34 protein-coding genes and 2 riboswitches are annotated in these 26,439 nt (G+C 35.4%); of the genes, 23 read left to right on the top strand and 11 right to left on the bottom strand.

All coding sequences use genetic code 11. The annotated features are described in order from the left end of the window. The first annotated feature begins 48 nt into the window (after window positions 1-48). On the top strand, window positions 49-249 hold the full coding sequence (locus tag ACHZK0_RS20725; protein ID WP_000253699.1) for a YqgQ family protein: 201 nt from the start codon (window positions 49-51) through the stop codon (window positions 247-249). 19 nt (window positions 250-268) lie between these two features. Next, window positions 269-1,252 (top strand): glucokinase, encoded by a 984-nt coding sequence (gene glcK, locus ACHZK0_RS20720; protein WP_270339942.1) that lies wholly within the window; start codon window positions 269-271, stop codon window positions 1,250-1,252. Window positions 1,253-1,332: 80 nt separating this feature from the next. Here glcK and ACHZK0_RS20715 read toward each other — a convergent pair whose 3' ends face one another. Next, window positions 1,333-1,506, bottom strand: coding sequence for a DUF2759 domain-containing protein (locus tag ACHZK0_RS20715; protein ID WP_000524846.1), 174 nt, complete (start codon window positions 1,504-1,506; stop codon window positions 1,333-1,335). Window positions 1,507-1,676: 170 nt separating this feature from the next. On the opposite strand from ACHZK0_RS20715, the gene ACHZK0_RS20710 reads away from it, so the two are divergent. Together ACHZK0_RS20710 and ACHZK0_RS20705 are read left to right on the top strand one after the other, a co-directional pair. Next, the gene (locus tag ACHZK0_RS20710; RefSeq protein ID WP_063260804.1) at window positions 1,677-2,306 is read left to right on the top strand and encodes an MBL fold metallo-hydrolase; all 630 of its coding nucleotides are present in this window, start codon (window positions 1,677-1,679) and stop codon (window positions 2,304-2,306) included. A 9-nt stretch (window positions 2,307-2,315) separates the two neighbouring features. Beyond that, on the top strand, window positions 2,316-3,428 hold the full coding sequence (locus ACHZK0_RS20705) for a class I SAM-dependent methyltransferase (RefSeq protein ID WP_262740281.1): 1,113 nt from the start codon (window positions 2,316-2,318) through the stop codon (window positions 3,426-3,428). 144 nt (window positions 3,429-3,572) lie between these two features. On the opposite strand, the gene ACHZK0_RS20700 is transcribed toward ACHZK0_RS20705, so the two are convergent. From ACHZK0_RS20700 to metI, 4 genes are all read right to left on the bottom strand, one after another. Beyond that, window positions 3,573-3,863: an ArsR/SmtB family transcription factor gene (locus ACHZK0_RS20700; protein ID WP_000894375.1), complete on the bottom strand. Its 291-nt coding sequence runs from the start codon at window positions 3,861-3,863 to the stop codon at window positions 3,573-3,575. A gap of 433 nt (window positions 3,864-4,296) precedes the next feature. Then, entirely contained in the window at window positions 4,297-4,809 is a 513-nt protein-coding gene (locus ACHZK0_RS20695) for a cysteine hydrolase family protein (RefSeq protein WP_270339944.1), read from the bottom strand. Between the two features lie 159 nt (window positions 4,810-4,968). Beyond that, window positions 4,969-6,132 (bottom strand): cystathionine beta-lyase, encoded by a 1,164-nt coding sequence (gene metC / locus ACHZK0_RS20690; RefSeq protein WP_270339945.1) that lies wholly within the window; start codon window positions 6,130-6,132, stop codon window positions 4,969-4,971. After that, window positions 6,129-7,241 (bottom strand): cystathionine gamma-synthase/O-acetylhomoserine thiolyase, encoded by a 1,113-nt coding sequence (gene metI, locus ACHZK0_RS20685; RefSeq protein ID WP_061677367.1) that lies wholly within the window; start codon window positions 7,239-7,241, stop codon window positions 6,129-6,131. Before metI ends, metC begins: the two co-directional genes overlap by 4 nt. A 93-nt stretch (window positions 7,242-7,334) precedes the next feature. Then, window positions 7,335-7,444: riboswitch (SAM riboswitch) on the bottom strand. Between the two features lie 203 nt (window positions 7,445-7,647). Further along, window positions 7,648-7,757: riboswitch (SAM riboswitch) on the top strand. 70 nt (window positions 7,758-7,827) lie between these two features. On the opposite strand from metI, the gene ACHZK0_RS20680 reads away from it, so the two are divergent. From ACHZK0_RS20680 to ACHZK0_RS20655, 6 genes are all read left to right on the top strand, one after another. Then, the gene (locus tag ACHZK0_RS20680; RefSeq protein ID WP_270339946.1) at window positions 7,828-9,660 is read left to right on the top strand and encodes a bifunctional homocysteine S-methyltransferase/methylenetetrahydrofolate reductase; all 1,833 of its coding nucleotides are present in this window, start codon (window positions 7,828-7,830) and stop codon (window positions 9,658-9,660) included. Further along, complete coding sequence (gene metH / locus ACHZK0_RS20675; RefSeq protein ID WP_395760850.1) at window positions 9,660-13,058, top strand: methionine synthase; 3,399 nt, start codon at window positions 9,660-9,662, stop codon at window positions 13,056-13,058. Before ACHZK0_RS20680 ends, metH begins: the two co-directional genes overlap by 1 nt. 18 nt (window positions 13,059-13,076) lie before the next feature. After that, window positions 13,077-14,135 (top strand): undecaprenyldiphospho-muramoylpentapeptide beta-N-acetylglucosaminyltransferase, encoded by a 1,059-nt coding sequence (gene murG / locus ACHZK0_RS20670; RefSeq protein WP_270339948.1) that lies wholly within the window; start codon window positions 13,077-13,079, stop codon window positions 14,133-14,135. 66 nt (window positions 14,136-14,201) lie between these two features. After that, the gene (locus ACHZK0_RS20665) at window positions 14,202-14,492 is read left to right on the top strand and encodes a DUF3966 domain-containing protein (protein ID WP_097864753.1); all 291 of its coding nucleotides are present in this window, start codon (window positions 14,202-14,204) and stop codon (window positions 14,490-14,492) included. Window positions 14,493-14,586: 94 nt separating this feature from the next. Beyond that, window positions 14,587-14,961, top strand: coding sequence for a nucleoside 2-deoxyribosyltransferase (locus ACHZK0_RS20660; RefSeq protein WP_262740275.1), 375 nt, complete (start codon window positions 14,587-14,589; stop codon window positions 14,959-14,961). A 79-nt stretch (window positions 14,962-15,040) separates the two neighbouring features. Continuing rightward, window positions 15,041-15,529, top strand: a complete 489-nt coding sequence (locus ACHZK0_RS20655; protein WP_270339949.1) for a hypothetical protein — start codon at window positions 15,041-15,043, stop codon at window positions 15,527-15,529. 36 nt (window positions 15,530-15,565) lie between these two features. Here the strand turns inward: ACHZK0_RS20655 and ACHZK0_RS20650 are convergent, their stop codons facing one another. After that, entirely contained in the window at window positions 15,566-15,877 is a 312-nt protein-coding gene (locus ACHZK0_RS20650; RefSeq protein ID WP_001093241.1) for a hypothetical protein, read from the bottom strand. Window positions 15,878-16,130: 253 nt separating this feature from the next. On the opposite strand from ACHZK0_RS20650, the gene ACHZK0_RS20645 reads away from it, so the two are divergent. After that, a complete protein-coding gene (locus tag ACHZK0_RS20645) occupies window positions 16,131-16,346 on the top strand; it encodes a DUF3912 family protein (RefSeq protein WP_001008329.1) in 216 nt (71 codons plus the stop codon). Window positions 16,347-16,545: 199 nt separating this feature from the next. On the opposite strand, the gene ACHZK0_RS20640 is transcribed toward ACHZK0_RS20645, so the two are convergent. The 3 genes from ACHZK0_RS20640 to ACHZK0_RS20630 all read right to left on the bottom strand — a co-directional run bounded on the left by ACHZK0_RS20640 (window position 16,546) and on the right by ACHZK0_RS20630 (window position 19,112). Then, window positions 16,546-17,940: an L-cystine transporter gene (locus ACHZK0_RS20640; RefSeq protein ID WP_001094339.1), complete on the bottom strand. Its 1,395-nt coding sequence runs from the start codon at window positions 17,938-17,940 to the stop codon at window positions 16,546-16,548. A gap of 107 nt (window positions 17,941-18,047) precedes the next feature. Further along, window positions 18,048-18,290, bottom strand: a complete 243-nt coding sequence (locus ACHZK0_RS20635) for a DUF2626 domain-containing protein (protein WP_000440719.1) — start codon at window positions 18,288-18,290, stop codon at window positions 18,048-18,050. 126 nt (window positions 18,291-18,416) lie between these two features. Continuing rightward, the gene (locus ACHZK0_RS20630) at window positions 18,417-19,112 is read right to left on the bottom strand and encodes a helix-turn-helix transcriptional regulator (protein ID WP_395760849.1); all 696 of its coding nucleotides are present in this window, start codon (window positions 19,110-19,112) and stop codon (window positions 18,417-18,419) included. A gap of 205 nt (window positions 19,113-19,317) precedes the next feature. On the opposite strand from ACHZK0_RS20630, the gene comGA reads away from it, so the two are divergent. The 10 genes from comGA to ACHZK0_RS20580 all read left to right on the top strand — a co-directional run bounded on the left by comGA (window position 19,318) and on the right by ACHZK0_RS20580 (window position 24,933). Beyond that, a complete protein-coding gene (gene comGA / locus ACHZK0_RS20625) occupies window positions 19,318-20,361 on the top strand; it encodes a competence protein ComGA (protein WP_395760848.1) in 1,044 nt (347 codons plus the stop codon). Then, window positions 20,354-21,385: a competence type IV pilus assembly protein ComGB gene (gene comGB, locus ACHZK0_RS20620; protein WP_395760847.1), complete on the top strand. Its 1,032-nt coding sequence runs from the start codon at window positions 20,354-20,356 to the stop codon at window positions 21,383-21,385. Before comGA ends, comGB begins: the two co-directional genes overlap by 8 nt. Window positions 21,386-21,396: 11 nt before the next feature. After that, window positions 21,397-21,696, top strand: coding sequence for a competence type IV pilus major pilin ComGC (gene comGC / locus ACHZK0_RS20615; protein WP_061677382.1), 300 nt, complete (start codon window positions 21,397-21,399; stop codon window positions 21,694-21,696). After that, window positions 21,693-22,148 (top strand): comG operon protein ComGD, encoded by a 456-nt coding sequence (gene comGD / locus ACHZK0_RS20610; RefSeq protein ID WP_262743203.1) that lies wholly within the window; start codon window positions 21,693-21,695, stop codon window positions 22,146-22,148. The genes comGC and comGD overlap by 4 nt, the downstream gene beginning before the upstream one ends. Further along, window positions 22,141-22,443: a competence type IV pilus minor pilin ComGE gene (gene comGE, locus ACHZK0_RS20605; protein WP_238955220.1), complete on the top strand. Its 303-nt coding sequence runs from the start codon at window positions 22,141-22,143 to the stop codon at window positions 22,441-22,443. Before comGD ends, comGE begins: the two co-directional genes overlap by 8 nt. Beyond that, window positions 22,413-22,883, top strand: coding sequence for a competence type IV pilus minor pilin ComGF (gene comGF / locus ACHZK0_RS20600; RefSeq protein WP_270605880.1), 471 nt, complete (start codon window positions 22,413-22,415; stop codon window positions 22,881-22,883). Before comGE ends, comGF begins: the two co-directional genes overlap by 31 nt. Further along, complete coding sequence (comGG, locus tag ACHZK0_RS20595; RefSeq protein ID WP_395760846.1) at window positions 22,880-23,251, top strand: competence type IV pilus minor pilin ComGG; 372 nt, start codon at window positions 22,880-22,882, stop codon at window positions 23,249-23,251. The genes comGF and comGG overlap by 4 nt, the downstream gene beginning before the upstream one ends. A gap of 176 nt (window positions 23,252-23,427) precedes the next feature. Then, window positions 23,428-24,078, top strand: a complete 651-nt coding sequence (locus tag ACHZK0_RS20590) for a 2OG-Fe(II) oxygenase (protein WP_395760845.1) — start codon at window positions 23,428-23,430, stop codon at window positions 24,076-24,078. Window positions 24,079-24,196: 118 nt separating this feature from the next. Beyond that, on the top strand, window positions 24,197-24,694 hold the full coding sequence (locus tag ACHZK0_RS20585) for a shikimate kinase (protein WP_395760844.1): 498 nt from the start codon (window positions 24,197-24,199) through the stop codon (window positions 24,692-24,694). A gap of 38 nt (window positions 24,695-24,732) precedes the next feature. Next, window positions 24,733-24,933 carry a YqzE family protein gene (locus tag ACHZK0_RS20580; RefSeq protein ID WP_000106080.1) on the top strand — a complete coding sequence of 67 codons (201 nt, stop codon included), beginning with the start codon at window positions 24,733-24,735 and terminating at the stop codon, window positions 24,931-24,933. Window positions 24,934-25,000: 67 nt separating this feature from the next. On the opposite strand, the gene ACHZK0_RS20575 is transcribed toward ACHZK0_RS20580, so the two are convergent. Then, window positions 25,001-25,633 carry a VC0807 family protein gene (locus tag ACHZK0_RS20575; RefSeq protein ID WP_001073110.1) on the bottom strand — a complete coding sequence of 211 codons (633 nt, stop codon included), beginning with the start codon at window positions 25,631-25,633 and terminating at the stop codon, window positions 25,001-25,003. 140 nt (window positions 25,634-25,773) lie between these two features. Then, the gene (locus tag ACHZK0_RS20570) at window positions 25,774-25,890 is read right to left on the bottom strand and encodes a hypothetical protein (protein WP_003279814.1); all 117 of its coding nucleotides are present in this window, start codon (window positions 25,888-25,890) and stop codon (window positions 25,774-25,776) included. Window positions 25,891-25,963: 73 nt separating this feature from the next. Between ACHZK0_RS20570 and ACHZK0_RS20565 the strand changes: the two genes are divergently transcribed. Then, window positions 25,964-26,191 (top strand): hypothetical protein, encoded by a 228-nt coding sequence (locus tag ACHZK0_RS20565; protein WP_000032702.1) that lies wholly within the window; start codon window positions 25,964-25,966, stop codon window positions 26,189-26,191. Between the two features lie 96 nt (window positions 26,192-26,287). Then, entirely contained in the window at window positions 26,288-26,419 is a 132-nt protein-coding gene (locus tag ACHZK0_RS20560) for a hypothetical protein (protein ID WP_061677393.1), read from the top strand. Window positions 26,420-26,439: the final 20 nt, after the last annotated feature.

The following is a 26,439-nucleotide window of genomic DNA, read 5'->3' as shown; positions in this document are numbered from 1 at the left end:
TTTTCTTATTATAATTTTTTATAGTAAGTGAGCATAGAGGGTGATGAAATGGTATCTATTTATGATATTCAGCAATTGCTAAAGAAATTTGGTACGATTATTTATACGGGTGATCGAATTGCAGATTTACAATTAATGCAAGATGAATTGCGTGAATTAAATCAATCACAGCTAATCGATCCACAAGACTATCAAACAGCTTTATTTTTATTGAAGCAAGAAATTCAAAAAGAGCTAAATAAGAATTAGATAAAGGTAGGTAAGCAACATGGAAGAGAAATGGTTAGTTGGTGTTGACCTTGGTGGTACAACGATTAAATTAGCATTTATTAATGTGTACGGTGAAATTTTACATAAGTGGGAAATCCCTACGAATACAAATGAGCAAGGAAAACATATTACGCTTGATGTAGCGAAAGCTATTGATAAAAAGTTAGAAGAGTTAGGCGAATTGAAAAGCAAGTTAATCGGTATTGGTATGGGAGCTCCTGGTCCTGTACACGTGGCATCTGGAATGATTTACGAAGCGGTTAACTTAGGATGGAAAAACTATCCGTTAAAAGATTTATTAGAAGTAGAAACAGGATTACCTGTTGTTATTGATAATGATGCAAACTTAGCAGCGCTTGGTGAAATGTGGAAAGGTGCTGGTGAAGGAGCAAAAGATTTAATTTGTATGACACTTGGCACTGGTGTTGGCGGCGGTGTAATTGCTAACGGTGAGATTGTACATGGCGTAAGCGGTGCTGCTGGTGAGATTGGACACATTACAGTCGTTACAGAAAATGCTTTCCCATGTAATTGCGGGAAGTCTGGTTGCCTAGAAACAGTAGCATCTGCAACAGGTATTGTGCGTGTTGCAATGCAAAAAATACAAGAGACTGATAAAGAGAGTATGCTACGTTCTATGTTAGCCGAAGAAGGGCGCATTACATCAAAAGATGTATTTGAAGCACTTGGACAAGGTGACGAGCTAGCAAGCGAAGTAGTAGAAAGAGTAGCTTCTTATTTAGGATTAGCTGTAGCGAACCTTGCTAGTACGTTGAACCCAGAGAAAATTGTTATTGGCGGCGGTGTGTCTAAAGCTGGAGATGCACTATTAGAGCCAATTCAACGCTATTTCGAGCAATATGCTTTTTCACGTGCTGTAAAGAGCACGAAGTTAGCGATTGCAATACTTGGTAATGATGCAGGTGTTATCGGAGGAGCTTGGCTTGTAAAAAAGCACAAATACGAAGCGAAGATGGTATAAGTTGTGAAATATGAGAAGAGGAAGGGGAAACCCTTCCTCTTTTTGTGTGAAATCTTGATGAAGAATAACATGTTAATGAATTAAGCTGCTGGTGGGTACCCGTTATATAGAACAGTCATGATCGTAAACCATCCGAAAACGAGTACAGTTGCAATTGCAAAGCCGCCTGCGAAAAAGTTCTTTTCACGAAGTGTTCTAAGCGTAGCAAATACAGCTAACAGAGTGACTAGCGCAAAAATAATAACAAGGCCCATACAATATCCTCCTCTGTCTACCCATTCCTCAATATGAGTTTTTGGAATATTTACTCTTTTATATTGTACATGTTTTAAAAATGATTGTCGAGATAGCATCCTTTCTTTTCCTAAGAGAAAAAAATGTTGTATCATTGAAAGTAAGTTTAATAATTGGAGGAGATTTTCATATGAAATGGATACAAATGCCGTTAGGCCCATTACAAACGAATGCTTATATTTTAACGAATGATCAAAATGAGTGTATTATCTTTGATCCTGGTCACGAAGGAGAGAAGCTCGTTACATATTTACAAGAAGAACAATTAAAGCCACTGGCTGTTTTATTAACACATGCTCACTTCGATCATATCGGCGCTGTTGATGCGGTAAGAGACGCTTTTCATATTCCTGTGTACGTACATAAAGAAGAAGCAGATTGGTTAGGCGATGCAACTGTAAATGGCTCTCAAATTTTTATGATGAATCGCAGCATTACAGCAAAACCAGCAGATCATATTATTGATGCAGAAGGTGCATTAGCAATTGGTTCATTTAATTTTGAAATTTTTGAGACGCCAGGACATTCTCCGGGCAGTATTTCTTATTACTCTAAAGAGGCAAATGCTGTATTTTCTGGAGATGTATTGTTCCAAATGAGCATTGGAAGAACAGATTTACCTGGTGGAAGTTTTGCTGAATTGATTGGAAGTATTGAAGAAAAATTATTTGTATTACCAGATGAAACAGCGGTGCTATGTGGACATGGTCCAGAAACAAGCATTGGTTTTGAAAAAGAAAATAATCCATTTTTACAGTAAGGAGTCATTATGGGGATGGAGCTCATTTTAAAAGAATGGATGGGGAAAGAGAAGGATTATTCAATTTCGTATAGTACGTATATGAACCTTGTATTGTATACAGAGGGGCATGGTTATTATATGAAAGAACGTGAAAAAATTGGAAGGCAAGGGGATTTTTTTACAAGTAGCAATGTATCCTCTGTTTTTGCAAAAACCTTTGCTAAGTTTTTTATTCGTCTTGTTGAAAGTGGTGAAGTTGCTCCGAATATTTGTGAGATTGGTGGGGGAACAGGAAGATTTGCCTATGATGTTTTACAAGAGTGGAAACAAGTATCTCCAGAAACCTTTATTGATTTAAACTATTCAATGATTGAAATGAGCCCTTTTCATAGAAACTTGCAGCAGAAAAATCTCTGTTCGTTTTCAAATGTGTCGTACTATACGTCGCATAGTGAAATGGGAGAATCGTTCGATGGGATTCTTTTTTCGAATGAGTTATTTGATGCATTTCCTGTTGAAGTAATTGAGAAGAGAAATGGAATGTTGTATGAGGTACGTGTTACGTACACGGAAGAAGGGAAACTTGCAGAAGTATGGAGGCCGTTACATAAAAGCATCGGTCGATACTTATTGAAATATAATATTCATCTTGCAGAAGGCCAGCGTTTTGAAGTGCCAATTGCGATGGAAAAATATATAAAAGAAATTGCGAAATGGTTTCAAAAAGGTGTATGTATTACCGTTGATTATGGATATACAAAAGAAGAATGGATGCATCCTGCACATCAAGAAGGAAGTTTACGAGGGTATTACGAGCATAAGCTAATCCATAATCCTTTAGCACATCCAGGTGAAATGGATCTTACTACTCATATTCATTGGGACGAACTGAAAGAGATGTTTAGCTTGCAAGGCATGAATACATTATGGCATAAGAAGCAGTCTGAATTTTTGTTAGCGGCAGGAATAATAGATCAGCTTACGGGTCACCAAGATAGAAATCCTTTTTCTGAAACTCAAAAACAAAATCGTGCAGTTCGTTCTATGATTTTGAGTGGAGGATTAGGGGATGCATTTGATGTTGTGATACATACGAAACATATGCAACAGTTACGCTTGGAACGGTATTTGAAAATATAAAAAAACAAGACACAGCATATTTCTGTGTCTTGTTTTTTAATACGACTTATGTAGCATCATATATTTCCTCTCATGATATATATTTATATTAAAGATATGAGATGAAAAATATAGAATACGTCCTTTTTCTCTGTTTATGAGTCCCTAACCCAGTAATACGCGAACGAGTTGAATAATTGTCTCGTTTTCTACTTTGTAATAAATTTCCAATCCTTTTCTTTCACTTGAAACGATTTTAGCACTTTTTAACTTTGCTAAATGCTGTGAAATTGTAGATTGTGGCATGTTTAAGCCAGTGTACATTGTAGAAACGTTGCTTGGACCACGTTCAATTAATCCTTTTACAATACATAAGCGAACAGGATGAGCAAGCACTTTCAATAATTCTGCATTGCTTTCATATAGTTCTATTTCTTTTTGAAAGGTTTCTAACATGTTCTTTTCCACCTCCGTGTGAGCTGTTATACCATACTATACATACCAAAAAATTAAAGAAAAGAAAACAGTTGTTGCAGAAAAAAAGTCCTAAAGTAAAGAAATTGTAAGAAAAGAGACCCTGATGTAAATAAAGTAGATAAATTAGCACGGTTTTGTAAAATGACATTTTTGGGTGAAAATTTCGATGCGTTTTAAAAATTGAAAGATATAGATATATTTGTAACACAATTTTATCATGAATTTCTTATTCTTTCAAATGAATATACAAAATTTTTAAAATAATATGACAAAGGAATTATAATGTTATATATAGAATATAAAACAGGTTATAAGAAAAGTAGCTGAATGTAGTCAGCTGCTTTATGGTGAAAACGAAATGTTTGAATATAGCTGATAAATCTTAGAATTACCAAGACATTAGTTATATATTCTAGCGTTCACCTTGTATCAACTGTAAAAATCTGTGATTCCATATATTTTCATAAAAATCAATTGTATCTTTTGCAGACATAAATGGATTATTTAACGTAGAGGTTGTTTTCTGTACCATGAAGTTTTCGTATCCTAGTCCATGAGCGAATTTAATCGTAGCATCCATACAGTACTCTGTTTGGGCACCACAAAATTCAATACGATGTACAGATAATTGATCTAAAATCTCTTTTAAGTTTGTCTTATAAAATGAATTGGCATGTGTTTTTCTTACAAAAAAATCTTGTTCTTGAACATCTAAATCAGCATGAATAGCCCAAAGTTCTTTTTCGGGTACTAAATCATCATCACAATGTTGAACGAAAAGAATTGGTTTATTTGATTTTCTGTATGAAGAAATTCTGTTATTTACTTTTGTAAGTAAGTTTTGTAAATCAAATAAATGTTCTTCGCTATAACATACTCCATTTTGTAGATCGATAACGATTAAAACATCTGCACAAGTATCCATTATTTTTGCCCCCTTTTTTACTTCTTAATATATCAATTAATTTATTAATTGGAAATAGATGGTGCTCTTTCGTTTTTTTATGAACTATACGAAAAGTAAAATATACGCAACAGCATAAAAAGAAGATATGAAAATTTAATTTCATATCTTCTTTTCTCTCTATGCATTTACAGGTTCTTCTACATAAGAAAGGGCATTTTCAAAATCGGATATTAAATCGTCAACATTTTCAAGGCCGACGGATAATCGAAGTAATGAATTAGAAATCCCTCTTTCATCACGAGCTTCTTGCGATAGTGCTGCATGTGACATTTTAGCTGGGTAGGAAAGAATCGATTCGACAGCTCCTAAACTAACGGCAAAGACAGGTAATTTTACTTTTGATAAAAATTGGCGGAGTGCATCTTCTGATTGTAAAGTGAAAGATAGGACAGCTCCGGCTGATGTAGCTTGAGATTGTTGAATGTCAAATCCAAGATGTGTTTGTAAACCAGGATAATAGACATTTTGAACTTTAGCGTGCTCTTGTAAATAGTGCGCAATTTTATTGGCGTTAGCAGCTGAATGTTCAAGACGTACATGCAATGTTTTTAGACCGCGAAGCACGAGAGAACAATCTTGAGGACCTAAAATAGCGCCGAATGCATTTTGTAAAAATCCAAGTTTTTGAGCGAGTTCGGCATCTTTTACAACCGCTAATCCGGCAGTAACATCACTATGACCAGCAATGAATTTTGTGGCACTATGAAGAACGACGTCGGCACCAAGATCAAGTGGCTTCTGGAATAATGGTGTCAAAAATGTATTATCAACAAAAGTAAGGGCATTAATAGATTTTGCAAGTTGAGAAACAGCACGAATATCGGTCACTTTTAAAAGCGGATTAGAAGGTGTTTCCACATAAAAGAGTTTCGTGTTTGACTTAATGTTCTGCTTTATTTCTTCTAGATTGGTCATATCAACAAATGTATGTGAAACACCGTAACGGGAGAGAACTTCAGTTATAATTCGATAAGTGCCTCCGTATACGTCTTCTGAAATGAGTACGTGATCACCTTGTGAAAGAAGGAGGAATGCAGTAGAAATCGCTGCAATTCCCGATGCGAAGGCAAATCCTTTTGTTCCGCCTTCTAATAATGCAATGATATCTTCAAGAGCTTCACGTGTTGGATTACCAGAGCGGCTATAGTCATATTTCCCGAACGTATCTACATCAAATTGGTGGAATGTTGATGTGTTATAGATGGGAACGTTAACAGCTCCTGTTTGCGAGTCATGCTTATATTGGTTGTGCAGTAAGAGTGTATCAATAGAATAACTCATATCCTTACACCTTCTTTTACAAGTTTAATGGCTTGCTTTAAGTCTTGAATTAAATCGTTACTATTTTCAATGCCAACGGAAAATCGAAGAAGACGATTGCATACACCGTTTGCTGTTCGGATTTCTTCAGGAATATCAGCGTGTGTTTGCGTTGCTGGATATGTCATTAAACTTTCAACACCACCAAGACTTTCAGCGAATGTAATTAAGGATAAAGATTGTAAGAATGGATTAATCCATGTTTCATCTTTTAGACGAAATGAGATCATGCCGCCTCTTCCAGGATAAAATACATCTGTTACCCCGTCTTCATCATTTAAATAAGCAACAACTGCTTTTGCATTTTCTTCATGTTGTCTCATACGAAGCGCTAACGTTTTCATACCACGAATTAATAGCCATGAGTCAAATGGGCTTAAGACCGCACCAGAGGCATTATGATAATGAGCGATTTCCTCACAAAGTTCCTTTCCTTTTGCAACGACAAGTCCGCTTAGTACATCGTTATGCCCACCTAAATATTTCGTTGCACTATGCAGTACAATGTCAGCACCTTCTGTTAATGGCTGTTGTATATAAGGCGTGTAGAATGTGTTATCTACAATAAGGAGTAGTCCGTGTCTTTTCGCTACAGTTGCGACAGCGGCAATATCAGTAACTTGCATTAATGGATTAGTCGGAGTTTCTATGAAAATAGCTTTCGTTTCAGTTGTGATAGCTTTCTCAATTTGTTTAATAGATTGTGTATTTACGTATCTACATCGAACGTTCCACTTTTTTTCGTGCTCAGAAAATAATCGATAAGTGCCCCCGTATAAATCTTCAGACACAATAAGTTCGTCTCCAGAACGGAATAGCGAAAGGACGAGGAGAACAGCCGCCATTCCGGAGCTACAGGCATAACCTTGTTCGCCGTATTCTAAGTCTGCGATTGCCTGTTCTAAAAGGCCGCGAGTTGGATTTCCAGTTCGTGAATAGTCAAAACCAGTAGATTTACCAATTCCTTCGTGACGATAAGCAGTTGAGAAATAAACAGGCGGATTAACAGTTCCTGTTGTAGTTTCGCTCCGATTTCCGATTTGTGCTAGTTTTGTTTCAATAGTTGACATGTAAAAATTCCTCCTTTTTAAATTAACAATTAAGTGAATGTAAAATAAAAAAAGCCTTCTAAGAAGAAGGCTTTCGGTTTGAATAGAGTCTTCTTCTCATCTGTCAAATCTTTCACAATTTGCTGGAATTAGCACCTTATTAACGAATGTTAATGGTTGCTGAGGCGTCACAGGGCCAGTCCCTCTACCTCTCTAGATAAGAATGTTCGTATGAAATTTTATTATGTTTTTAACTTTACAACAAAAGATAATTGAATTGCAACTTTATTTTAAATAATTTTTATTTTTCCGCAAGTGTCATTGACTTTTGTATTTGTGCATGCTAAATTTATTAAAAAATTAACAAACATTGTTAAAAGGGGAACGCATTTCCTTTTAGCTACATAAATAAAATAATAAAGACAAACTCTTATTGAGAGCGGTGGAGGGAAAGGCCCTGTGAAACCCGGCAACCTTCAAACTAAATGTTTGAAACGGTGCTAATACCTGCAAAACGAATGTTTTGCATGATAAGAGGAGGATCGATTATGTCCCCCTCTTCAAAGTGAAGAGGGGTTTTTTATATTGATAGAAATGAGGGAGATTTGTGAAATTACTAGATTTATTATCAAAAGGAATTGTAATAGGTGATGGCGCGGTTGGGACGTTATTACATTCACATGGCTTGCAAAGTAGTTTTGAAGAATTGAATATATCTGATCCGGATTTAATTATATCAATTCATAAGCAATATGTAGCTGCTGGGGCTGATGTAATTCAAACAAATACGTACGGAGCAAATGAAGCGAAATTACGTATGTATGGTTTAGAAAATCAAGTTACTGAAATTAATAGAGCGGCAGTAAAATTGGCGAAAGCATCTGTGACAGATAGAAATGCAATTTTAGGAACAATTGGTGGTATGAAACATATCGGAGCTGTTACAACGACTGATATAGAAAGAGAATTTATGCTACTTGAGCAGGCAAGTGCATTACTAGAAGAACAAGTTGATGGACTGCTATTAGAGACTTTCTATGATGAGTTTGAATTACTTCATGCTGTTCAGGTGTTACGAAAACAAACGAATATTCCAATTGTAGCTCAATTAGCGTTACATGAGGCAGGTACGACTCAAAATGGAAATGATGTAAATGAAATATTAAAACAGCTTTTAGATTATGGTGCAAATGTCGTTGGACTGAACTGCCAATTAGGACCACTTCATATGACGGAAGCTTTTAAAATGATATCGATTCCGCAAAATGGCTACTTGTCAGCATATCCGAATGCAGGTCTCCCCAATTATGTGGAGGGACGTTACGTATATGAGGGAAGTCCAGCTTATTTCGAAGCGATGACACCGAAATTTATTGAGCAAGGTATTCGGTTATTAGGTGGTTGTTGTGGCACGACTCCAGAACATATTGAAAGTATGAAACGTGCAATTGCAAATGTTACGCCTGTAATAGAAAAGGATACGATTCAAAGACCGAAAGTAGTTCATACACACGAGAAACGTTCGAAAGCTCATGTCACATTAGCAGAGAAAGCAAAAAAACAAACGACAGTAGTAGTGGAATTAGATCCACCGAAAACGTTAGATACGCAGCGGTTTTTTGAAGGCGCAAGAGCATTGAAAAGAGCTGGAGCAGATGCTATTACTCTAGCAGATAATTCATTAGCATCGCCTCGCGTCTCGAATATGGCAATGGGAGCATTATTAACGAAGCACGATATTCCGGTATTGACTCACTTAACGTGTAGAGACCATAACGTCATCGGACTACAATCTCATTTACTAGGTTTATCAGCGTTAGGCATGGAAGAAGTGCTAGCTTTAACTGGAGATCCAGCGCGTGTTGGTGATTTTCCAGGTGCCACTTCTGTATATGATTTGTCCTCTATTGAGCTCATTAAAATGATCAAAGAAATGAACGATGGGCGCTCCATTTTAGGGAAATCAATAGGTCCAGCAACAAGATTTTCAGTGGGAGGTGCGTTTAATCCGCATGTAAGACATTTAAAGGCAGCGGTTAAGCGAATGGAACGGAAAATAGATGCTGGGGCGGAATATTTCTTAACACAGCCAATTTACGATATTGCGTTAATTGAAGAAGTGTATGAAGCGACAAAGCATTTGGAACAACCTATTTTCATTGGTATTATGCCATTAATAAGTAAACGGAATGCAGATTTTCTTCATTTTGAGGTGCCAGGCATTACGCTACCTGAAGAAATAAGGGAGAGAATGGATGGACATGAAACGAAAGACGCGGCAATTGAGGAAGGGATTCTCATTTCACAAGAATTGATCGATACAGCGATGAAATATTTTAACGGCATTTATCTTATTACACCATTTCTAAAATATGAAATTACAGAACATCTTGTTAAATATGTGAGAGAAAAGCAAGAAGTGAAAGAAGGTATTAACTGATGAAATGTATAGAAGAAAAATTAACAAATAACATCTTAATATTAGATGGTGCAATGGGAACAATGATCCAGCAAGAGGACTTAACTGCGGAAGATTTCGGAGGAGAAGAGTACGAAGGTTGTAATGAATATTTAGTAGAAACAAGGCCTGATGTTATTTTAAAGATTCATAAAGCTTATATTGAAGCTGGAGCGGATATTATTGAAACAAATACATTTGGGGCGACAAATATTGTATTAAGTGATTATGAGTTGTCTCATTTAGACGAGGAACTAAATGAGAAAGCAGCGCGTTTAGCGAAGCAAGCGGTCAACGAAAGTGGGAAGGAAGTATATGTTGCGGGAGCAATGGGACCGACAACGAAAGCGATTAGTGTTACTGGTGGTGTGACGTTTGAAGAATTAATTGAAGCCTATACACGGCAAGCAAGAGGATTATTAAATGGCGACGTAGATGTATTACTCGTTGAGACGAGTCAAGATATGCGTAACGTGAAGGCTGCTTATATTGGAATTCAAGCAGCTTTCGATGAGCTAAATAAAATTGTACCCATCATGATTTCGGGAACGATTGAACCGATGGGAACGACTCTGGCTGGGCAAACAATTGAGGCTTTTTACTTATCGGTAGAACATATGAAGCCATTGTCTGTTGGATTAAACTGTGCGACTGGTCCGGAGTTTATGAGAGATCATATTCGTTCCCTATCTGATTTGTCGGAGTGTTACATTTCTTGTTATCCAAATGCAGGTCTTCCTGATGAAGATGGACATTATCATGAATCTCCATCTTCTCTCGCTGAAAAAGTGAAGCGATTTGCTGAAGAAGGATGGGTTAATATTATCGGTGGTTGTTGTGGCACAACACCAGAACATGTAAAAGCAATGAAGTCTGCGTTAGCGTCTCTTAAGCCGCGTGAACAGCAAGAGAGAGCTGGACATGGGGTTAGTGGATTAGAGGCACTTCAATATGATGATTCTATGAGACCGTTATTTGTTGGTGAAAGAACAAACGTTATTGGATCACGTAAATTTAAACGATTAGTAGCAGAAGGGAAATTTGAAGAGGCTGCTGAAGTCGCCAGAGCGCAAGTGAAGAAAAATGCTCATATTATTGATATTTGTATGGCGGATCCTGATCGCGATGAAATAGAAGATATGGAAAACTTCTTGGCAGAAGTTACGAAAGTTTTAAAAGTACCTATTATGATTGACTCAACAGATGAAAATGTGATGGAGCGAGCTCTTACTTATATTCAAGGAAAAGCTGTTATTAATTCAATTAATTTAGAAGATGGAGAAGAACGATTTAAAAAGGTGACGCCGCTCCTTCGGAAATATGGTGCTGCTATTGTTGTAGGAACAATTGATGAAGATGGTATGGCGGTTAGTGCAGAACGAAAACTCGAAATTGCGAAAAGAAGTTATGAGTTATTGACGACGAAATATGGTATACGCCCGTCAGATATTATTTTTGATGCACTTGTATTTCCTGTAGGTACAGGTGATGAAGAATATATTGGTTCGGCGGCAGCGACGATAGAAGGGATTCGTCTTATTAAAGAAGAGTTACCAGAGTGTTTAACGATTTTAGGTGTAAGTAACATATCATTTGGTTTACCACCAGCTGGACGCGAAGTATTAAATTCCGTCTTTTTATATCATGCAACGAAAGCAGGATTAGATTATGCGATTGTGAATACGGAAAAGTTAGAGCGGTATGCGTCAATTCCTGAGGAAGAAAAACGTCTTGCAGATGCATTGCTTTTTGAAACGACGCAAGCGACGTTGGAAGAATTCACAAACTTCTATCGCGTGGCAAAAAAGAAAGATGTCGTTATCCAAGAAACATTAACTCTTGATGAAAGGCTAGCAAATTACATTGTAGAAGGTACGAAGCAAGGGTTACAAGAAGATTTAAGTCTTGCACTTACAGAAGGAAGAAAGCCTTTGGATATTATTAATGGTCCACTTATGACAGGAATGGATGAGGTGGGACGATTATTTAATAATAATGAGCTTATCGTTGCTGAAGTATTGCAAAGTGCTGAAAGTATGAAAGCTGCCGTAAGCTATTTAGAGCCACATATGGAATCTAGCGATAGTGCGAAAAAAGGGAAAGTATTATTAGCAACTGTTAAAGGTGACGTACATGATATTGGGAAAAACCTCGTTGAAATTATTTTATCGAATAACGGATATGAGATTATTAATTTAGGAATCAATGTTCGCTCAGATCGTATTGTACAAGAAGTACAAGAAAAGAAGCCTGACATTATTGGTCTTTCTGGTTTATTAGTAAAATCAGCGCAACAAATGGTAACGACTGCTGAAGATTTAAAAGCAGCAAATATTGATGTTCCAATCGTTGTAGGCGGGGCAGCGTTAACGAGAAAGTTTACAGAGAACCGAATTTCACCATCATATAAAGGACTCGTATGCTATGCGAGTGATGCGATGACTGGTCTTGATATTATTAATAAGCTTCAAAAGGAAGAAGAGCGCGAGAAGATGAAACAAGATAAAAAAGAGCGTCATCTTCATATCGTAGAAAAAGAGGAGAAGAAAGTAGAGATTCCAGCAGTAATTGAGCCATTACCGAAGGCAGAGATTATAGTGCCTGATTCAACAAAGCGAATTGTATTACGTGATATTCCAGCCCTTCATCTCGCTCCATTTTTAAATAGACAGATGTTACTCGGACATCACCTTGGATTAAAAGGAAATGTGAAGAAGCTTCTGCGAGAGGGAGATAAAAGAGCACACGAATTAAATGATTTAATAGACGAACTATTGCAGGAAGGACAATCTTGGTTAAAACCGAAAGCAGTGTATCAATTTTTCCCAGCGCAAAGCGACGGACAAAATATTGTAATATATGATCCAGAAGATCATACGCGTGTTATAGAGCGTTTCACATTCCCTAGACAAGGAAAAGCACCATATCGTACTTTAGGTGATTATTTACGCCCGGTTGGAGATGAGATGGACTATGTTGCTTTCCTATCTGTTACGGTTGGAGAAGGTGTTCGAGACATTGCTGAAGAGTGGAAGGTGAAGGGTGATTATTTACGCAGTCATGCCATTCAATCATTAGCACTTGAACTAGCAGAAGGACTTGCTGAAAAGACACATATGCTTATTCGTGATCGTTGGGGTATTCCAGATTCACCAGAACTGACAATGGAAGAACGCTTCCGTACGAAATATAGAGGAATACGCGTGTCCTTCGGTTATCCAGCATGTCCAGAACTCGCAGATCAAGAAAAGCTATTTCGCTTAATTCATCCAGAGGAAATAGGTATTTCATTAACGGAAGGATTTATGATGGAGCCAGAAGCGTCTGTAACGGCTATGGTATTTTCTCACCCCGAGGCAAGATATTTTAGTGTATTATAGTCTAGAAGGGGGAGACGTATGAAAAAAATAGTCTTTACAGGTGGCGGTTCGGCAGGGCATGTAACACCTAATTTAGCTATCATTCCACATTTACAAGAACAGAATTGGGATATTTCTTATATTGGTTCTCATCAAGGAATTGAGAAAACGATTATAGAAAAGGAAGGCATTCCGTACTATAGTATTGCCAGCGGAAAGCTACGCCGTTATTTTGATTTGAAAAATATAAAAGATCCATTTCTTGTAATGAAGGGCGTTATGGAAGCATATGTAAGGATTCGAAAACTAAAACCGGATGTGATTTTTTCAAAAGGTGGTTTCGTATCTGTACCAGTCGTAATTGGAGGATGGCTAAATAGAGTCCCTGTTTTATTACATGAATCTGATATGACGCCAGGACTAGCAAACAAAATTGCGCTCCGTTTTGCTTCGAAAATATTTGTTACATTTGAAGAAGCTGCGAAACATTTACCTAAAGAAAAAGTAATCTATACAGGATCTCCTGTACGTGAAGAAGTGCTAAAGGGAAATCGTGAAAAAGGTTTAGCGTTTTTAGGTTTTTTACGTAAAAAGCCAGTTATTACAATCATGGGAGGAAGTTTGGGCGCAAAGAAAATTAATGAAACGGTTCGAGAGGCGTTACCAGAACTTCTGAAAAAATATCAAATCGTTCATCTTTGCGGAAAAGGTAATCTTGATGAAAGTTTACAAAATAAAGAAGGATATAGACAATTTGAATATATACATGGAGAGCTGCCAGACATATTAGCGATAACAGACTTTGTTATTTCGCGTGCGGGCTCTAATGCCATTTTTGAGTTTTTAACATTGCAAAAGCCGATGGTTTTAATTCCGCTATCGAAATTTGCAAGTCGTGGAGATCAAATATTAAATGCAGAGTCTTTTGAAAGACAAGGATATGCTTCTGTATTGTATGAAGAAGATGTGACTGTAAAATCTCTTATAAAGCATGTCGAAGAATTAAATCAAAATAATGAGATGTATAAAACAGCTCTAAAAAAATATAATGGAAAAGAAGCAATTCAAACAATCATTCAACATATTTCAGAGGCATGATGAAACAATCATGTCTTTTTTTATAGGATGAAAGATTCCAAGGATTGATATTTTTATGTTACAATAATGAATGGATTAGTAGGGAAATTCCAATTAAAGAAGCGTGAAAATACGAATGGATTAGGAGTGACTGTGTTGGAGCTAAGTCTCTATGAAAATACTGCACTTATTATATGCTTTGTGTTGTACGTTGGTAGTGTTATTGTTTATATTTCAAGGAAATTTTCGCAAGAAAGAGAGCTTGAAAAATCAGAAATAACAGCTGAACTAGAAATGTTAGCTGATGAAAGTTATAAAAAGAAAAAAATAAAAGAAGAGCATGAAGAATCCCATCATTTAAACGCAAATAAGTTTTAAAGATGGGGATTTTTTTTTGAAGTCGTTCTTTATTATGTGTATAGCAAGTAACGCTAAAAGGAGTTTCCCATACATAATGAAGGAGTGTATATAAATGAATTTTTATGTCGCCTCAGGATTCCAAAATAAACATCTTGTACGTTCTATAGCAAATGAACTGAAACATGCAGGATGGCACCATACATATGATTGGACAAGAAACGAAAGAGCAGTGAATCAAGATCAATTAAGAGAAATTGGTCAGGCAGAAAAGAATGCTATAAAAGAAGCGGATGCCTTTTTACTTATATTAGATGGTGGAAATGGGAGCCATACAGAGTTTGGAATGGCGATTGCGCTAGAGAAAAAGATATATGTATACCATGAAAGAAACCCGCTTCAAACAACGTTCTATCATTTGCCAGAAATAAATATTTTTGAAGGAGATGCAACTGAATTTGCATCTTATGTTATGGATCACGTGAAATAATAGTAGCTGTCTAAAAGGTTATAAAAGTGATCTTTTGGGTACAGTGATGATAAGAAACGTATATAAAGGAGTATATAATATGAAATTAGAAAATGGATGGGAAACGAGCTTTTTAGAAGTCGTACAAAATAGTGAGTTTAAGAAAGATGCACTTCTTAGTCAATTGCTTTGTGAGGATAGTGAAGAAGTTGAGGAGCTTGTTGATGATTATGGTTATGAAGAAATTATTGACCGCGAACATGATGAGGAATTAGCTGATATTTTAGGAGAAGAACTTTTTAGTGAGATGGAACGATACGTATTCTTATCTTCACAGCCAGAAGAAAAACTTATCTCATTCGTAAATGGATTAGGTTTTCACGTGTTAGATTGGATCGTTCTTCTTGAAACAGAATTTGGCATTGATAGTGCACACTTTACGTCGGACGCCGTGAAAATGTTAGAAAAGCGTTTTAGACAGTTTCCATACATAGAAGATAAGACAATTTTTGACATGACATTTGGAGAAGCAATGGATGTATTACAATCCATTACAGGATTACAACTGAAGGAAAAGATGAACGTATAATGTAAAAAAAGAACGTGATATCCTCACGTTCTTTTTTTACATTATAATAATTTTGTCATCTAGCTTTGTCTGTCCGCTAAGAAGTGCGTTTAAATATTCCACTTTTCTTATACAGGCTTGTATATGTCTTTCAACCTCTTGCAACTCTGCTTGGTGATGTGTTTCAATCGGATGAATTTGTACGTTGAATTTTTCAAATTGACTACTATATGTTATTTCTGCATAGCCGCTCATAATATCCATTTCGTTATGAAATAAAAATTGCTTCGTTTTGTCACAGAATGATACATTCTGAAAGCCATATACTTTTAATGCTTCAATTACTTTTTTTATCATTTTTGTATTCATTTTTTTAACCCTCTTTACGAAGTTCTACTTATACATTATACCATAAAAAATTACAGAGAAAGCGCTTCCAAGTGTATTTTATTATAAACTTTACGTTTCAATCACAAAAATGAAATAAAGAAAAAATAATTGTAAAGAAGGGAGGACTCTTTTATTGTTTCGTCATATATATAGAGAAATAGTGCAATGAAAGGAAATTTTCCGAGGTGGAGATCGTATTTCCAATTTGAGCGCAGTAAAAGAGGTGAAAATCTTGAACTTTGATATTGTAGGACAAAAAGCATATATAAAAGATGGACCGCATCGGAACCGAATTGGAATTGTAAAGAAAAACGAGACAAAATTAGAATCGCAGTTTGCTATTGTAATTGGAGAACAAATCATTGATGTAGACCTAAAGGATATCGTGTTAGTTGGAGTAGACGTAGGACAATTTCATAAATGGTGCGAACAAAATGGTTATTTGTGAAAAGGACGGGCTGTGAGATAATGAAATATATTTGAGAGAAGAGAATATGTTATTATATTCTCTTTTTCTATGTGTAAGGAGAGGGAAATGAAGTATAAAGAACGAGATTTTACATAGTATGTGATGCCTTATGTATAAAAGACAAAGAGGAAGATGAAATAAAAAAGGACGCTAACAGTTTTTGTTAGCGTCCTTTTCATTATGAAGCAATTTCACCAGTTTTTGTATCATCTTGATTGTACGTATCTTGATCTAATTCACCAAGCCATTTACTAGAAATAAGACCTGCTGTCATAGAACCACTCACGTTAAGAGCTGTACGACCCATATCGATTAATGGTTCAACTGAGATAACAAGAGCGACAATACCGATTGGTAAGTTCATTGTAGATAGTACGATTAACGCTGCGAATGTTGCACCGCCACCAACACCGGCAACACCGAATGAGCTAATCGCAACGACAGCGATTAAAGTTAAAATAAATTGTGGTTGTAATGGATCGATTCCTACAGTTGGAGCGACCATCATTGCAAGCATTGCTGGATAAATACCTGCGCAACCGTTTTGCCCGATAGATACCCCAAATGATGCTGCGAAGTTGGCAATCCCTTCGGAAATACCAAGCTTTTCTTTTTGCGCTTCAATATTTAATGGCATTGCACCAGCACTAGAGCGAGATGTGAATGCAAACGTTAATACAGGGAATACCTTTTTTAAATATTGAATTGGATTTAAACCAGATAGAGCAATTAATAGTAAGTGGATAACGAACATTACGATAAGTGCTACGTAAGACGCTAACACGAAGTTACCAAGTTTTAAAATAGCATTAATATCGCTACCAGCAACTGTTTTTGCCATAAGAGCTAATACGCCGTATGGAGTAAGACGTAAAATTAATGTTACCATACGCATTACGATTGCATATACAGCATCAAGCATTTTCTTAAATAGTTCTGCTTGTTCTGGATATTTTCGTTTTACACCTATAAAGGCGATACCGATAAAGGCTGCAAATATTACAACAGAAATTGTTGATGTTGGACGAGCGCCTGTTAAATCAAGAAACGGATTTGTAGGCAATAGTTCTAATAATTTATCTGGAATTGTTGTTTTTTCAATAGAAGTAAATCTTTCTTCAACTAGCTTCAGACGAGCAGATTCTGCATCACCTTGTTGTAGGCCTGTTGCTGATACATCAAATCCAGCACTTGCAGCGATACCAACAGCTGCAGCGATTCCTGTAGTAAGAATTAAAATACCGATAATAAGACCACTAATTTTACCAAGGTTTTTCGTTAACTGTAATTTTGTAAAGGCTGAAATAATAGATACTAAAATAAGTGGCATAACGATCATTTGAAGTAATTTCACATAACCGTTACCGATTAAGCCAAACCAAGTATTTGATTCAATAATTACTTTAGAAGTTGGCTCATAAATAAATTGTAATATAAGACCGAATATAATTCCGACTCCTAAAGCAGTAAATACACGTTTATTAAAAGATACATGCTTACGTTGCATATAATATAATACGCCAACTAAGATGAGCATGACTGCAACGTTAATTCCGACAAGCAGTGTATTCATGTTGATTCCCCCTAATTCCAATCTGTTATATAGAATATAAGGTAATAAAACCTATAAGTCAACTAGGAAATTGCGGAATTAAAAAAAAGATGGCAAAATGCCATCTTTTAATGCCCAGCCCCAGGGACAAGTAAAAACGTCGTGTAGTATGTAAATCCTATGAAGAAAACAGTTAAATATGCCCCAAATACGTATATATACATACGCTCTGTTAAATTTAAATAGCTTAAAAGTACGAAGAATCCTGTTTGTCCTAAAAATAGTAGTGCGGCCTGTTGCATATCCCCTACGTAAAACATAACCGAGAAAATTCCAGTCCAAAAGCCGAGAACGCGAAACATGCGCTCCATGCCATCTCCCTCCTTTTCTAAAAAAAGTAAACCTCACCTCATTATAGTTTATTTTTCTTACTATTGTAAATATTCGTTCATATAAAAAGAAGCCAATTATAATTGGCTTCTTTTTATATGAGAAAATTAAATTGTTAGTTTATAATTACAAGATTTACATCCATCTAGTAGACTGTCATTTCGTGTTAATTCCGTGTTAGGAAATAGGATTTCAAAAATCCCTTTCATCATATCTCCGTGCATATTACAAATTTCAGTTGGGTGATGAACAGCAACTTCTTTAAATGGACAATTGTGTACATCATAGAAAATTTTCGTTCCATCTGCACTTAATTCAAATGCAGGTGATAAGCCAGCTGTTGAGAAAGCTTCTTTTGCAATTTGAACTTTTTGCTCGACTGTTAAAGCATCTTCATTCACATTTAAACGCAGCATATGTTGTTGCATTAATTCGGCTCCGAACTGTTTTCCAGTTTCGTATAGCGCTTTTTCACCAGCAGCACCAAGACTAAGTAAAGAATTAAATGCGATTCTTGCTAATAATTGATAATCACGGAATGGAAATTGTAATTGGATAACATCTTCAGATAATACATATAATTTGCTTGGTCGTCCGCCTTTTCCAGTTTTCTTCGTTTCAGATTTCAGCATATGAACATCTTCTAATTTAGATAAATGTAAACGCGCTACGTTTGGATGAATTTCAAACTCATCTGCAATTTCTTGTACAGTTACGTAACTATGTTTTTGAGAAATATATTTATAAATGTAATAACGAGTTGGGTCAGATAATACACCTGTAATTTTTAAAGCTTGTTCCATGAGGATCTCCACCTTTATCACTTTATCCAAGATAATAACATTATAATACAGATAAACTTTCATATAGGTAATTTCAGACAATAATTCGGAAATTGTTCATAATTTCACAAACATATTTTTCCTTTTTTCTCTGGTGAAAATACAAAAATGCTGATTTTTCTTTTGAATTTTTTCATGCTATATACATAGTGGGGAGGGAAAAATAATGAATGGAATTGAAAGTTTTGCGAATACGATTTTGAAAGAGGCGTGTAGGGTACAAGCTTCGGATTTACATATTGTGCCCCGGAAGAAGGATGTAGCGGTTCAACTGCGTATAGGAAAAGATTTAATGACGAGACACTGTATCGAAAAAAAATTTGGAGAAAAACTTGTTTCACACTTTAAATTTTTAGCATCCATGGATATAGGGGAGAGGCGGAAGCCACAAAATGGTTCACTGTATTTACAAATGGATGGGCAAGAAGTATATTTACGCCTTTCCACGCTACCAACTGTATATCAAGAAAGTCTCGTTATTCGTCTTCATTTACAAGCATCTATTCAGCCGTTATCTCATCTTTCGTTATTTCCAAGTACAGCGAAGAAACTACTCTCTTTTTTACATTATTCACATGGGTTACTCGTATTTACTGGACCAACTGGTTCTGGAAAGACAACAACAATGTATGCATTGTTAGAGGTAATTAGAAAAAAGAAAACACGTCGCATCGTTACACTGGAGGATCCAGTTGAAAAAAGAAATGACGATGTATTACAAATTCAAATAAATGAAAAAGCAGGTATCACATATGAGGCGGGATTAAAGGCTATTTTACGTCATGATCCGGATATTATTTTAGTCGGTGAAATTCGTGATGAAGAAACAGCGAAAATTGCTATAAGAGCAAGTTTGACTGGACATTTAGTAATGACGACACTGCATACGAATGATGCGAAAGGGGCGATACTCAGGTTCATGGATTTTGGTATAACGAGGCAAGAAATTGAACAATCTTTATTGGCTATAGCTGCACAACGACTTGTCGAATTGAAGTGTCCGTTTTGCAAAAGAAAGTGCTCAACTTTATGTAAATCAATGAGGCAAGTAAGACAAGCGAGTATTTATGAGTTGTTATATGGATATGAGTTAAAACAAGCAATTAAGGAAGCGAATGGGGAATGTGTCACATACAAGCACGAAACATTAGAATCTTCAATACGAAAAGGATACGCTTTAGGATTTTTAGAAGAGGATGTGTATGTTTAAGAAAATATGGAGTTTAAGTGATCAAGTAGTATTGCTGAAACGATTAGGAGAACTATTAGAAAAAGGATACCCCCTTTTGCAGGCATTAGAATTTTTACGGTTTCAATTACCTTTAGAAAAGAAAGTACAATTGCAGCACATGATTGATGGATTAAAAGATGGAAAAAGTCTACACGATTCTTTTCATCAATTAAAGTTTCATCAGGAGATGTTAAGTTATTTATTTTATGCCGAGCAACATGGTGATATTTCTTTTGCATTGCAACAAGGTAGCGCACTTCTTTATAAAAAGGATAAGTATAGGAAAGATATGATGAAAATCATGCAGTATCCTATGTTTTTGGCGTTCTTTTTAATAATCATGATTTTGATTTTTAACCGCATTTTATTACCGCAGGTTGATATGGTATATAGTTCATTCGGTTCTACAGCATCGTTATTTACAGAACAAATATTAAGTGCAATTAAGCTACTACCCTATCTTATTTTTAGCACTATTTTTATCGTTATGATTGGTTGTAGCGTATATATATTTTACTTTCGGAAACTCCCGCATATTCAGCAGGTAAAATTTAAGCTCCGTATCCCCCTCGTAAAAACATTTCTTATTTTAAAGCATTCACATTATTTCGCCACTCAATTAAGCGGCTTATTACACGGCGGACTATCAGTATTTGAGGCGCTAACAATAATGATGGAGCAAAAATATCATCCGTTCTTTGAGTATGAAGCAGGCCGAATTGAACGCCAATTAATTGCGGGAGAACCGTTGCAATCTATTATTGCTAAAAGTGGATATTATGAGGAAGAACTTTCTTATATTATTACGCATGGACAAGCAAATGGTAATTTGGCTATTGAATTAGGTGACTATAGCGATCTTATTATGGAAAAGATGGAGCAAAAAGTTAAACGTATGTTAGTGATTATTCAACCAATTTTATTTACGTGTATTGGAGGAATAGTCGTTCTTATGTATTTAGCGATGGTTATGCCAATGTTTCAAATGATGAATTCTATTTAGGGGGTGTTTACATGCAGAATGAGGAGGGATTTACCCTTTTAGAAATGCTATTAGTTATGGTCGTCATAACTGTATTATTACTATTAATTATTCCGAATGTAGTTACACAGCGCTCATCCGTCGAAGGAACAGGATGTAAAGCCTATGTGAAATCTATAGAAGCTCAAATACAGGTGTACCAATTACAACATAATAAAATCCCCTCGCTAAAAGAGTTAAGGGATGGAAAATATATTACAGCTGATGAGTGTCCGAATGGTGAATCCATTCATATTTCAAATGATGGCACAGTAACAACTGGGAAACTGTGAAACAAAAAGGTTTTACTCTTTTAGAAATGCTACTCGTTCTATTTGCAATTTCTGTACTAAGTATGGTCACGTATTTTAACGTACATTCACTACATGAAAAACAAAAAGTCGAACAATTTTTAAGACAGTTTTCAAATGATATTTTGTATATGCAACAATTAGCGATAAATCGGCAAAAACACTATACATTACGATGGCATAAAGATAGACATACGTATTATATAGGGGAGCTAAGTATGAATCTTACTATCATTAAAAGAGAATATGATAGCGATATACAAATTGATTTGAATACATTTCCCAATCCGATGACATATAATCCGAGTGGAAATATTAATAGAGGTGGCACGATTTTACTTTCGTATCGAAATTATAAATATGAGATTGTATTTCAGCTTGGAAGAGGGAGATTTACGTATCGTGAAATGTCAAAAAGGGTCAGTGATGGCTGAGATGCTTGTAGCGTTAAGTATAGTAATGATGGCAGTGACTTTACTACTTCCGCAAACAGTATTGATTATGCAAGAACGAAAAAACATACAAATTCGTTATAAAGCATTTGTATTATTAAAAAGAGAAGCGGCTTTATATACGTATGAAAATGGGGCGAAACAACAACAAGAAAAAGTCGTAAATGGAAATGTATATTACACATATTGGGGAGGAGATGAAGTTTGTGCTATGTGGAAAGATGTGAAAGGAAGAATGGTGGAACAATGCTTTTATGCAGGAGAAAAAATAAATTAGAAGTTGGTTTTACATTAATAGAAATGATCGTATGTTTTTTTCTGTTATCACTGTTCTTTTTACTCTTGCCACGTTTAAATTTTATTGGGATAGAAAACGACCAATCAAAAGGATTAAATAATTGGGAATGGGATGTGTTTTTAGGACAAGTACAGTTAGAGTTTCGTGAAGTATCTTTTGTAGAAAAAGTAGTCAATGAAAATAAAGATAGTCTTTTGCGCTTCCGCCTTCGCACTGGAGATGAAGTGACGTATGAAAAATTGAATAATCACCTGATAAGAAAAGTGAATATGCGCGGAAGAGAATTTATATTACAAAATATTGAAATGGTTTCGTATGAAGTAACACCTCATTTGCTTTTTATAAATGTGAAAGATAGGAGTGGGAAAATATATGAAGGTGTAGCTGTAAGGTATAGCGAAATGGAAATAAATATATGAGAAAACAAGATGGATTTACGATGCCAGGAACAATCATTTTTCTTGTATTATTCACTTCGTTCTTTGTATACGAAACGAATATGTTACTTATAGATAAAAAATTTTATATTGAAATAGAGCAAAAGTTTGTAATGGAGGAACTACTAAATCGATCGATTACAAGTATAAAAAAAGACTTACAGCAAAAAGAAAAGGAAGATATATTTTTCTTTCAATATGAAAAGGGCGAAGCAAGTGGAAATTACGTCTTTGAAAACGATGTTATACTCGTGTCGTTGCAGTGCAAAATTAAACAGGAAATTTTCTATAAAGTAAGCTTTCGGTATAGAAAAAAGGATGAGAAAATATTCGATTGGATAGAAGGATAGTATGTGAAATATACGGATAAAAAACCATAAATTTTCATTTAAAAAGAGGTTATTTTTTCAAAGAAAATGGATAAATAAAACAGTTGAAAGTTTAAATTTTCTCAAAAAAGAGAAAGGTAGAAAGAATGTGATATATTCAAGCTATCCAAACATATTTTTTTAGGGAGAATAGGGAAATGACAAATAACAATCAAATAGGTGAAAATAAGGAACAAACTATTTTTGATCATAAAGGAAATGCAATTATGACAGAAGATAGGGAAATACACATTATTTCAAAATTCGAAGAACCTCTTATTGTCGTGTTAGGAAATGTATTAAGCGATGAAGAATGCGATGAATTAATTGAATTGTCTAAAAGTAAGTTAGCGCGCTCTAAAGTTGGTTCATCACGTGATGTAAATGATATTCGAACGAGTAAGGGTGCATTTTTGGACGATAATGAACTTACTGCGAAGATTGAAAAACGAATTTCTTCTATCATGAATGTTCCAGCGTCGCATGGAGAAGGATTACACATTTTAAATTATGAAGTGGATCAACAATATAAAGCGCACTATGATTATTTTGCGGAACATAGTAGATCAGCTTCTAATAATCGTATTAGTACGCTTGTTATGTACTTAAATGATGTAGAAGAGGGCGGAGAAACATTCTTCCCGAAATTAAATCTTTCTGTGCACCCTAGAAAGGGAATGGCAGTATACTTTGAGTATTTTTATCAATACCAATCATTAAATGAGCTTACGTTACATGGAGGGGCACCTGTAACGAAAGGTGAGAAATGGATTGCAACGCAGTGGGTGAGAAGAGGCGCTTATAAGTAAAAGTGTGTATGAAACGTTTTGTTCTTCATTGTATAAGAAGAACAAAACGTTTTTTTATTAAATAGTGAAATCTTTCGTTATAATAACAAATAATAAAGGATGATTGAGAGGAACGAACATGAAATCTATATACATAACCGGTTATATGGGAGCTGGGAAAACAACAATTGGAAAAGCGTTAAGTAAAGAACTTCATATGGATGTTATCGATACAGACCAAAAAATTGAAGAGAAGCAGGAGAAGGCGGTTCGTGATATTTTTGCTGAAGAAGGCGAAATGGCTTTTCGGGAATATGAAAGTGAAATGTTACGTTCACTACCGAGTTGTAATGTAATTATTACAACTGGTGGTGGAATCATTGAACGAGAGGAAAACCGAAAGTGGATGAAGGAAAATGGAACTGTCGTGTATTTATATTGTGATCCACATGTAATTGCAGAAAGGCTTCGTGAAGATACGACGCGTCCACTATTTCAGAAGAAAGATATAGAGACATTTGTGGAAAAATTTGAATCGCGCCGAGCTTATTATGAAGAGGCTCATATTCATATTGATACGACGAATAAGTCTGTAAAGCAAATTATGAATGAATTAAAAGAAAAGATTAATGAATGAAAAAGTGGACATACTAATCAAGTAGAGGTGATGATAATATGTCTACTAATGATTATGTTCGCTTTGTGACACAGCAGTTTGTGTCGTATATGGATGCTCCAAAAGAAGATCGTAAACAAAAGAAAGAACAACGCCGTGCTGAAAAAGAGCCATTTATGAATAAGTGGTTTGGTGTTATGCCGCTAAGTGCTGCTTTGTTTTATCGAAACGTAAAAGATAAAAGAAAAAAATCAAGTTAACGATTTCGTAATATGTGTAGCAAAATAAAAATCCCCTAGTAGTATGATGCTACTAGGGGATTTTCATTTACTGTACGGATTCTTTTTCTTCTGTAACGGCATGTATTTTATTGTTCACCCAGACAAATCCAATTCCGATACAAATGGAAATGCCCCATCCAACAGCGGTCATAATCGCTCTCATTTCACCATAGCCATCTACACCGAAAACAGAGATGAAATAAATTTTTAAGAAGCTTTTTAATATGAATTGCAGCCCGAAAAATAGCGTTAAATATTGTAGTGCCGGATAGATACGACTATCACGATACAGTTCACGACTTTTATCACGGTCATGGCCTTGCAGTGCGGCAATATCTGCTGCGAAATATAACATAAGTGGTTTTTTTATAAAAATGGTACATATAACGATAATACCTAGTACGATGTGATAATACGCATCGTTCCACAACATGCGTTCAGCTGATCCAGATAATAAATCTACCGTTGTATTAGAAATGAGTGTAATTAAAATAAAGAATCCTGTTACGTTAAACTGTTTTTCTTTTTTAAAGGTATACAGTGTATAAATAATCCCCGGAACAGAGGAAAGTAACATCGCGTAATAAGGATCGATATAAGGTTTTGCAAATTTCCAAATGAGGAATGGGATTACGAGATAAAAGACAAGATCTAATATAGCTTTTTTATTTTGATTCATATAGGGCCTCCTTAAGTCATACATATATTTTATAATATAATTTCTGAAAATTGTATAAGGTTTAATGGGAAAAGAAAAAATATATAGATTTTTGAGGGATTAGTAGATTGAAAAAATTGCCCCTAGCGTAGTAAGTTTTTTTAGTATATAATAAAGGAAACGCTTTCATTTTTAGTTTGTTCACAAAATGGACGGAAAATCACATATTTACTATCGATATGTTGCTTTATAATGAAACTAATTAAATATACATGCATACAATATTGTGAAATAAATAACATAAATAATCTATATAAATGTAAACGTTATCAAAAGAGAGAGGTGGAGACAATGAGTAAATTTTTCTTCAATCATAATCCAGCAACAGTAGAGGATGGAAGGCTTGTTAAATATGCTGAAATTATTTATGGAGAAGGTGGCCGTTCTGTATTAGAAAATTTAATGGTGAAGGCATCTATCAGATTGCGTGATCGTTATCCGAATAAATCTGACGAGCAGATCTCGAACCTTGTAAATAAAGGCATCCATGATATGTTTCAAAAATATGTGAGTGAGTAAGAGTAGCCAATGGCTGCTCTTATTTTTTTGTATAAGGATTGTATCTATAGCTGAAAATAAGGGTGTATTTTGAAAGATATAAAAGGAGTGAAACAGATGAGCAACGGAATTGGCCGTTCAAAAGAAAATCTTCCAACTGATGCAAATCATGTGAGTGCAAAGGATCGTGCGCATCAAAAACGTATGGCAAAGCAAAAACAACAAGAGCGTAATAGCGATAGAGGATAACTCAAAAAAGCTCCTTCTAA

It is taken from the genome of Bacillus sp. 3G2, assembly GCF_044324725.1.
Taxonomy (GTDB): Bacteria; Bacillota; Bacilli; order Bacillales; family Bacillaceae_G; genus Bacillus_A; species Bacillus_A mobilis.
This window is presented reverse-complemented; position numbering and strand designations above follow the sequence as displayed.

Bases quoted from the DNA above. Each gene is read 5' to 3' on its own strand.
- ACHZK0_RS20725 (WP_000253699.1), top strand. From the start codon at position 49: ATGGTATCTATTTATGATATTCAGCAATTGCTAAAGAAATTTGGTACG.
- glcK (WP_270339942.1), top strand. From the start codon at position 269: ATGGAAGAGAAATGGTTAGTTGGTGTTGACCTTGGTGGTACAACGATT.
- ACHZK0_RS20715 (WP_000524846.1), bottom strand. From the start codon at position 1,506: ATGGGCCTTGTTATTATTTTTGCGCTAGTCACTCTGTTAGCTGTATTT.
- ACHZK0_RS20710 (WP_063260804.1), top strand. From the start codon at position 1,677: ATGAAATGGATACAAATGCCGTTAGGCCCATTACAAACGAATGCTTAT.
- ACHZK0_RS20705 (WP_262740281.1), top strand. From the start codon at position 2,316: ATGGGGATGGAGCTCATTTTAAAAGAATGGATGGGGAAAGAGAAGGAT.
- ACHZK0_RS20700 (WP_000894375.1), bottom strand. From the start codon at position 3,863: ATGTTAGAAACCTTTCAAAAAGAAATAGAACTATATGAAAGCAATGCA.
- ACHZK0_RS20695 (WP_270339944.1), bottom strand. From the start codon at position 4,809: ATGGATACTTGTGCAGATGTTTTAATCGTTATCGATCTACAAAATGGA.
- metC (WP_270339945.1), bottom strand. From the start codon at position 6,132: ATGAGTTATTCTATTGATACACTCTTACTGCACAACCAATATAAGCAT.
- metI (WP_061677367.1), bottom strand. From the start codon at position 7,241: ATGTCAACTATTGAAACAAAACTAGCACAAATCGGAAATCGGAGCGAA.
- metH (WP_395760850.1), top strand. From the start codon at position 9,660: ATGAAATGTATAGAAGAAAAATTAACAAATAACATCTTAATATTAGAT.
- murG (WP_270339948.1), top strand. From the start codon at position 13,077: ATGAAAAAAATAGTCTTTACAGGTGGCGGTTCGGCAGGGCATGTAACA.
- ACHZK0_RS20665 (WP_097864753.1), top strand. From the start codon at position 14,202: ATGAATGGATTAGTAGGGAAATTCCAATTAAAGAAGCGTGAAAATACG.
- ACHZK0_RS20660 (WP_262740275.1), top strand. From the start codon at position 14,587: ATGAATTTTTATGTCGCCTCAGGATTCCAAAATAAACATCTTGTACGT.
- ACHZK0_RS20655 (WP_270339949.1), top strand. From the start codon at position 15,041: ATGAAATTAGAAAATGGATGGGAAACGAGCTTTTTAGAAGTCGTACAA.
- ACHZK0_RS20650 (WP_001093241.1), bottom strand. From the start codon at position 15,877: ATGAATACAAAAATGATAAAAAAAGTAATTGAAGCATTAAAAGTATAT.
- ACHZK0_RS20640 (WP_001094339.1), bottom strand. From the start codon at position 17,940: ATGAATACACTGCTTGTCGGAATTAACGTTGCAGTCATGCTCATCTTA.
- ACHZK0_RS20635 (WP_000440719.1), bottom strand. From the start codon at position 18,290: ATGGAGCGCATGTTTCGCGTTCTCGGCTTTTGGACTGGAATTTTCTCG.
- ACHZK0_RS20630 (WP_395760849.1), bottom strand. From the start codon at position 19,112: ATGGAACAAGCTTTAAAAATTACAGGTGTATTATCTGACCCAACTCGT.
- comGA (WP_395760848.1), top strand. From the start codon at position 19,318: ATGAATGGAATTGAAAGTTTTGCGAATACGATTTTGAAAGAGGCGTGT.
- comGB (WP_395760847.1), top strand. From the start codon at position 20,354: ATGTTTAAGAAAATATGGAGTTTAAGTGATCAAGTAGTATTGCTGAAA.
- comGC (WP_061677382.1), top strand. From the start codon at position 21,397: ATGCAGAATGAGGAGGGATTTACCCTTTTAGAAATGCTATTAGTTATG.
- comGE (WP_238955220.1), top strand. From the start codon at position 22,141: ATGGCTGAGATGCTTGTAGCGTTAAGTATAGTAATGATGGCAGTGACT.
- comGF (WP_270605880.1), top strand. From the start codon at position 22,413: ATGCTTTTATGCAGGAGAAAAAATAAATTAGAAGTTGGTTTTACATTA.
- comGG (WP_395760846.1), top strand. From the start codon at position 22,880: ATGAGAAAACAAGATGGATTTACGATGCCAGGAACAATCATTTTTCTT.
- ACHZK0_RS20590 (WP_395760845.1), top strand. From the start codon at position 23,428: ATGACAAATAACAATCAAATAGGTGAAAATAAGGAACAAACTATTTTT.
- ACHZK0_RS20585 (WP_395760844.1), top strand. From the start codon at position 24,197: ATGAAATCTATATACATAACCGGTTATATGGGAGCTGGGAAAACAACA.
- ACHZK0_RS20580 (WP_000106080.1), top strand. From the start codon at position 24,733: ATGTCTACTAATGATTATGTTCGCTTTGTGACACAGCAGTTTGTGTCG.
- ACHZK0_RS20575 (WP_001073110.1), bottom strand. From the start codon at position 25,633: ATGAATCAAAATAAAAAAGCTATATTAGATCTTGTCTTTTATCTCGTA.
- ACHZK0_RS20570 (WP_003279814.1), bottom strand. From the start codon at position 25,890: ATGCATGTATATTTAATTAGTTTCATTATAAAGCAACATATCGATAGT.
- ACHZK0_RS20565 (WP_000032702.1), top strand. From the start codon at position 25,964: ATGAGTAAATTTTTCTTCAATCATAATCCAGCAACAGTAGAGGATGGA.
- ACHZK0_RS20560 (WP_061677393.1), top strand. From the start codon at position 26,288: ATGAGCAACGGAATTGGCCGTTCAAAAGAAAATCTTCCAACTGATGCA.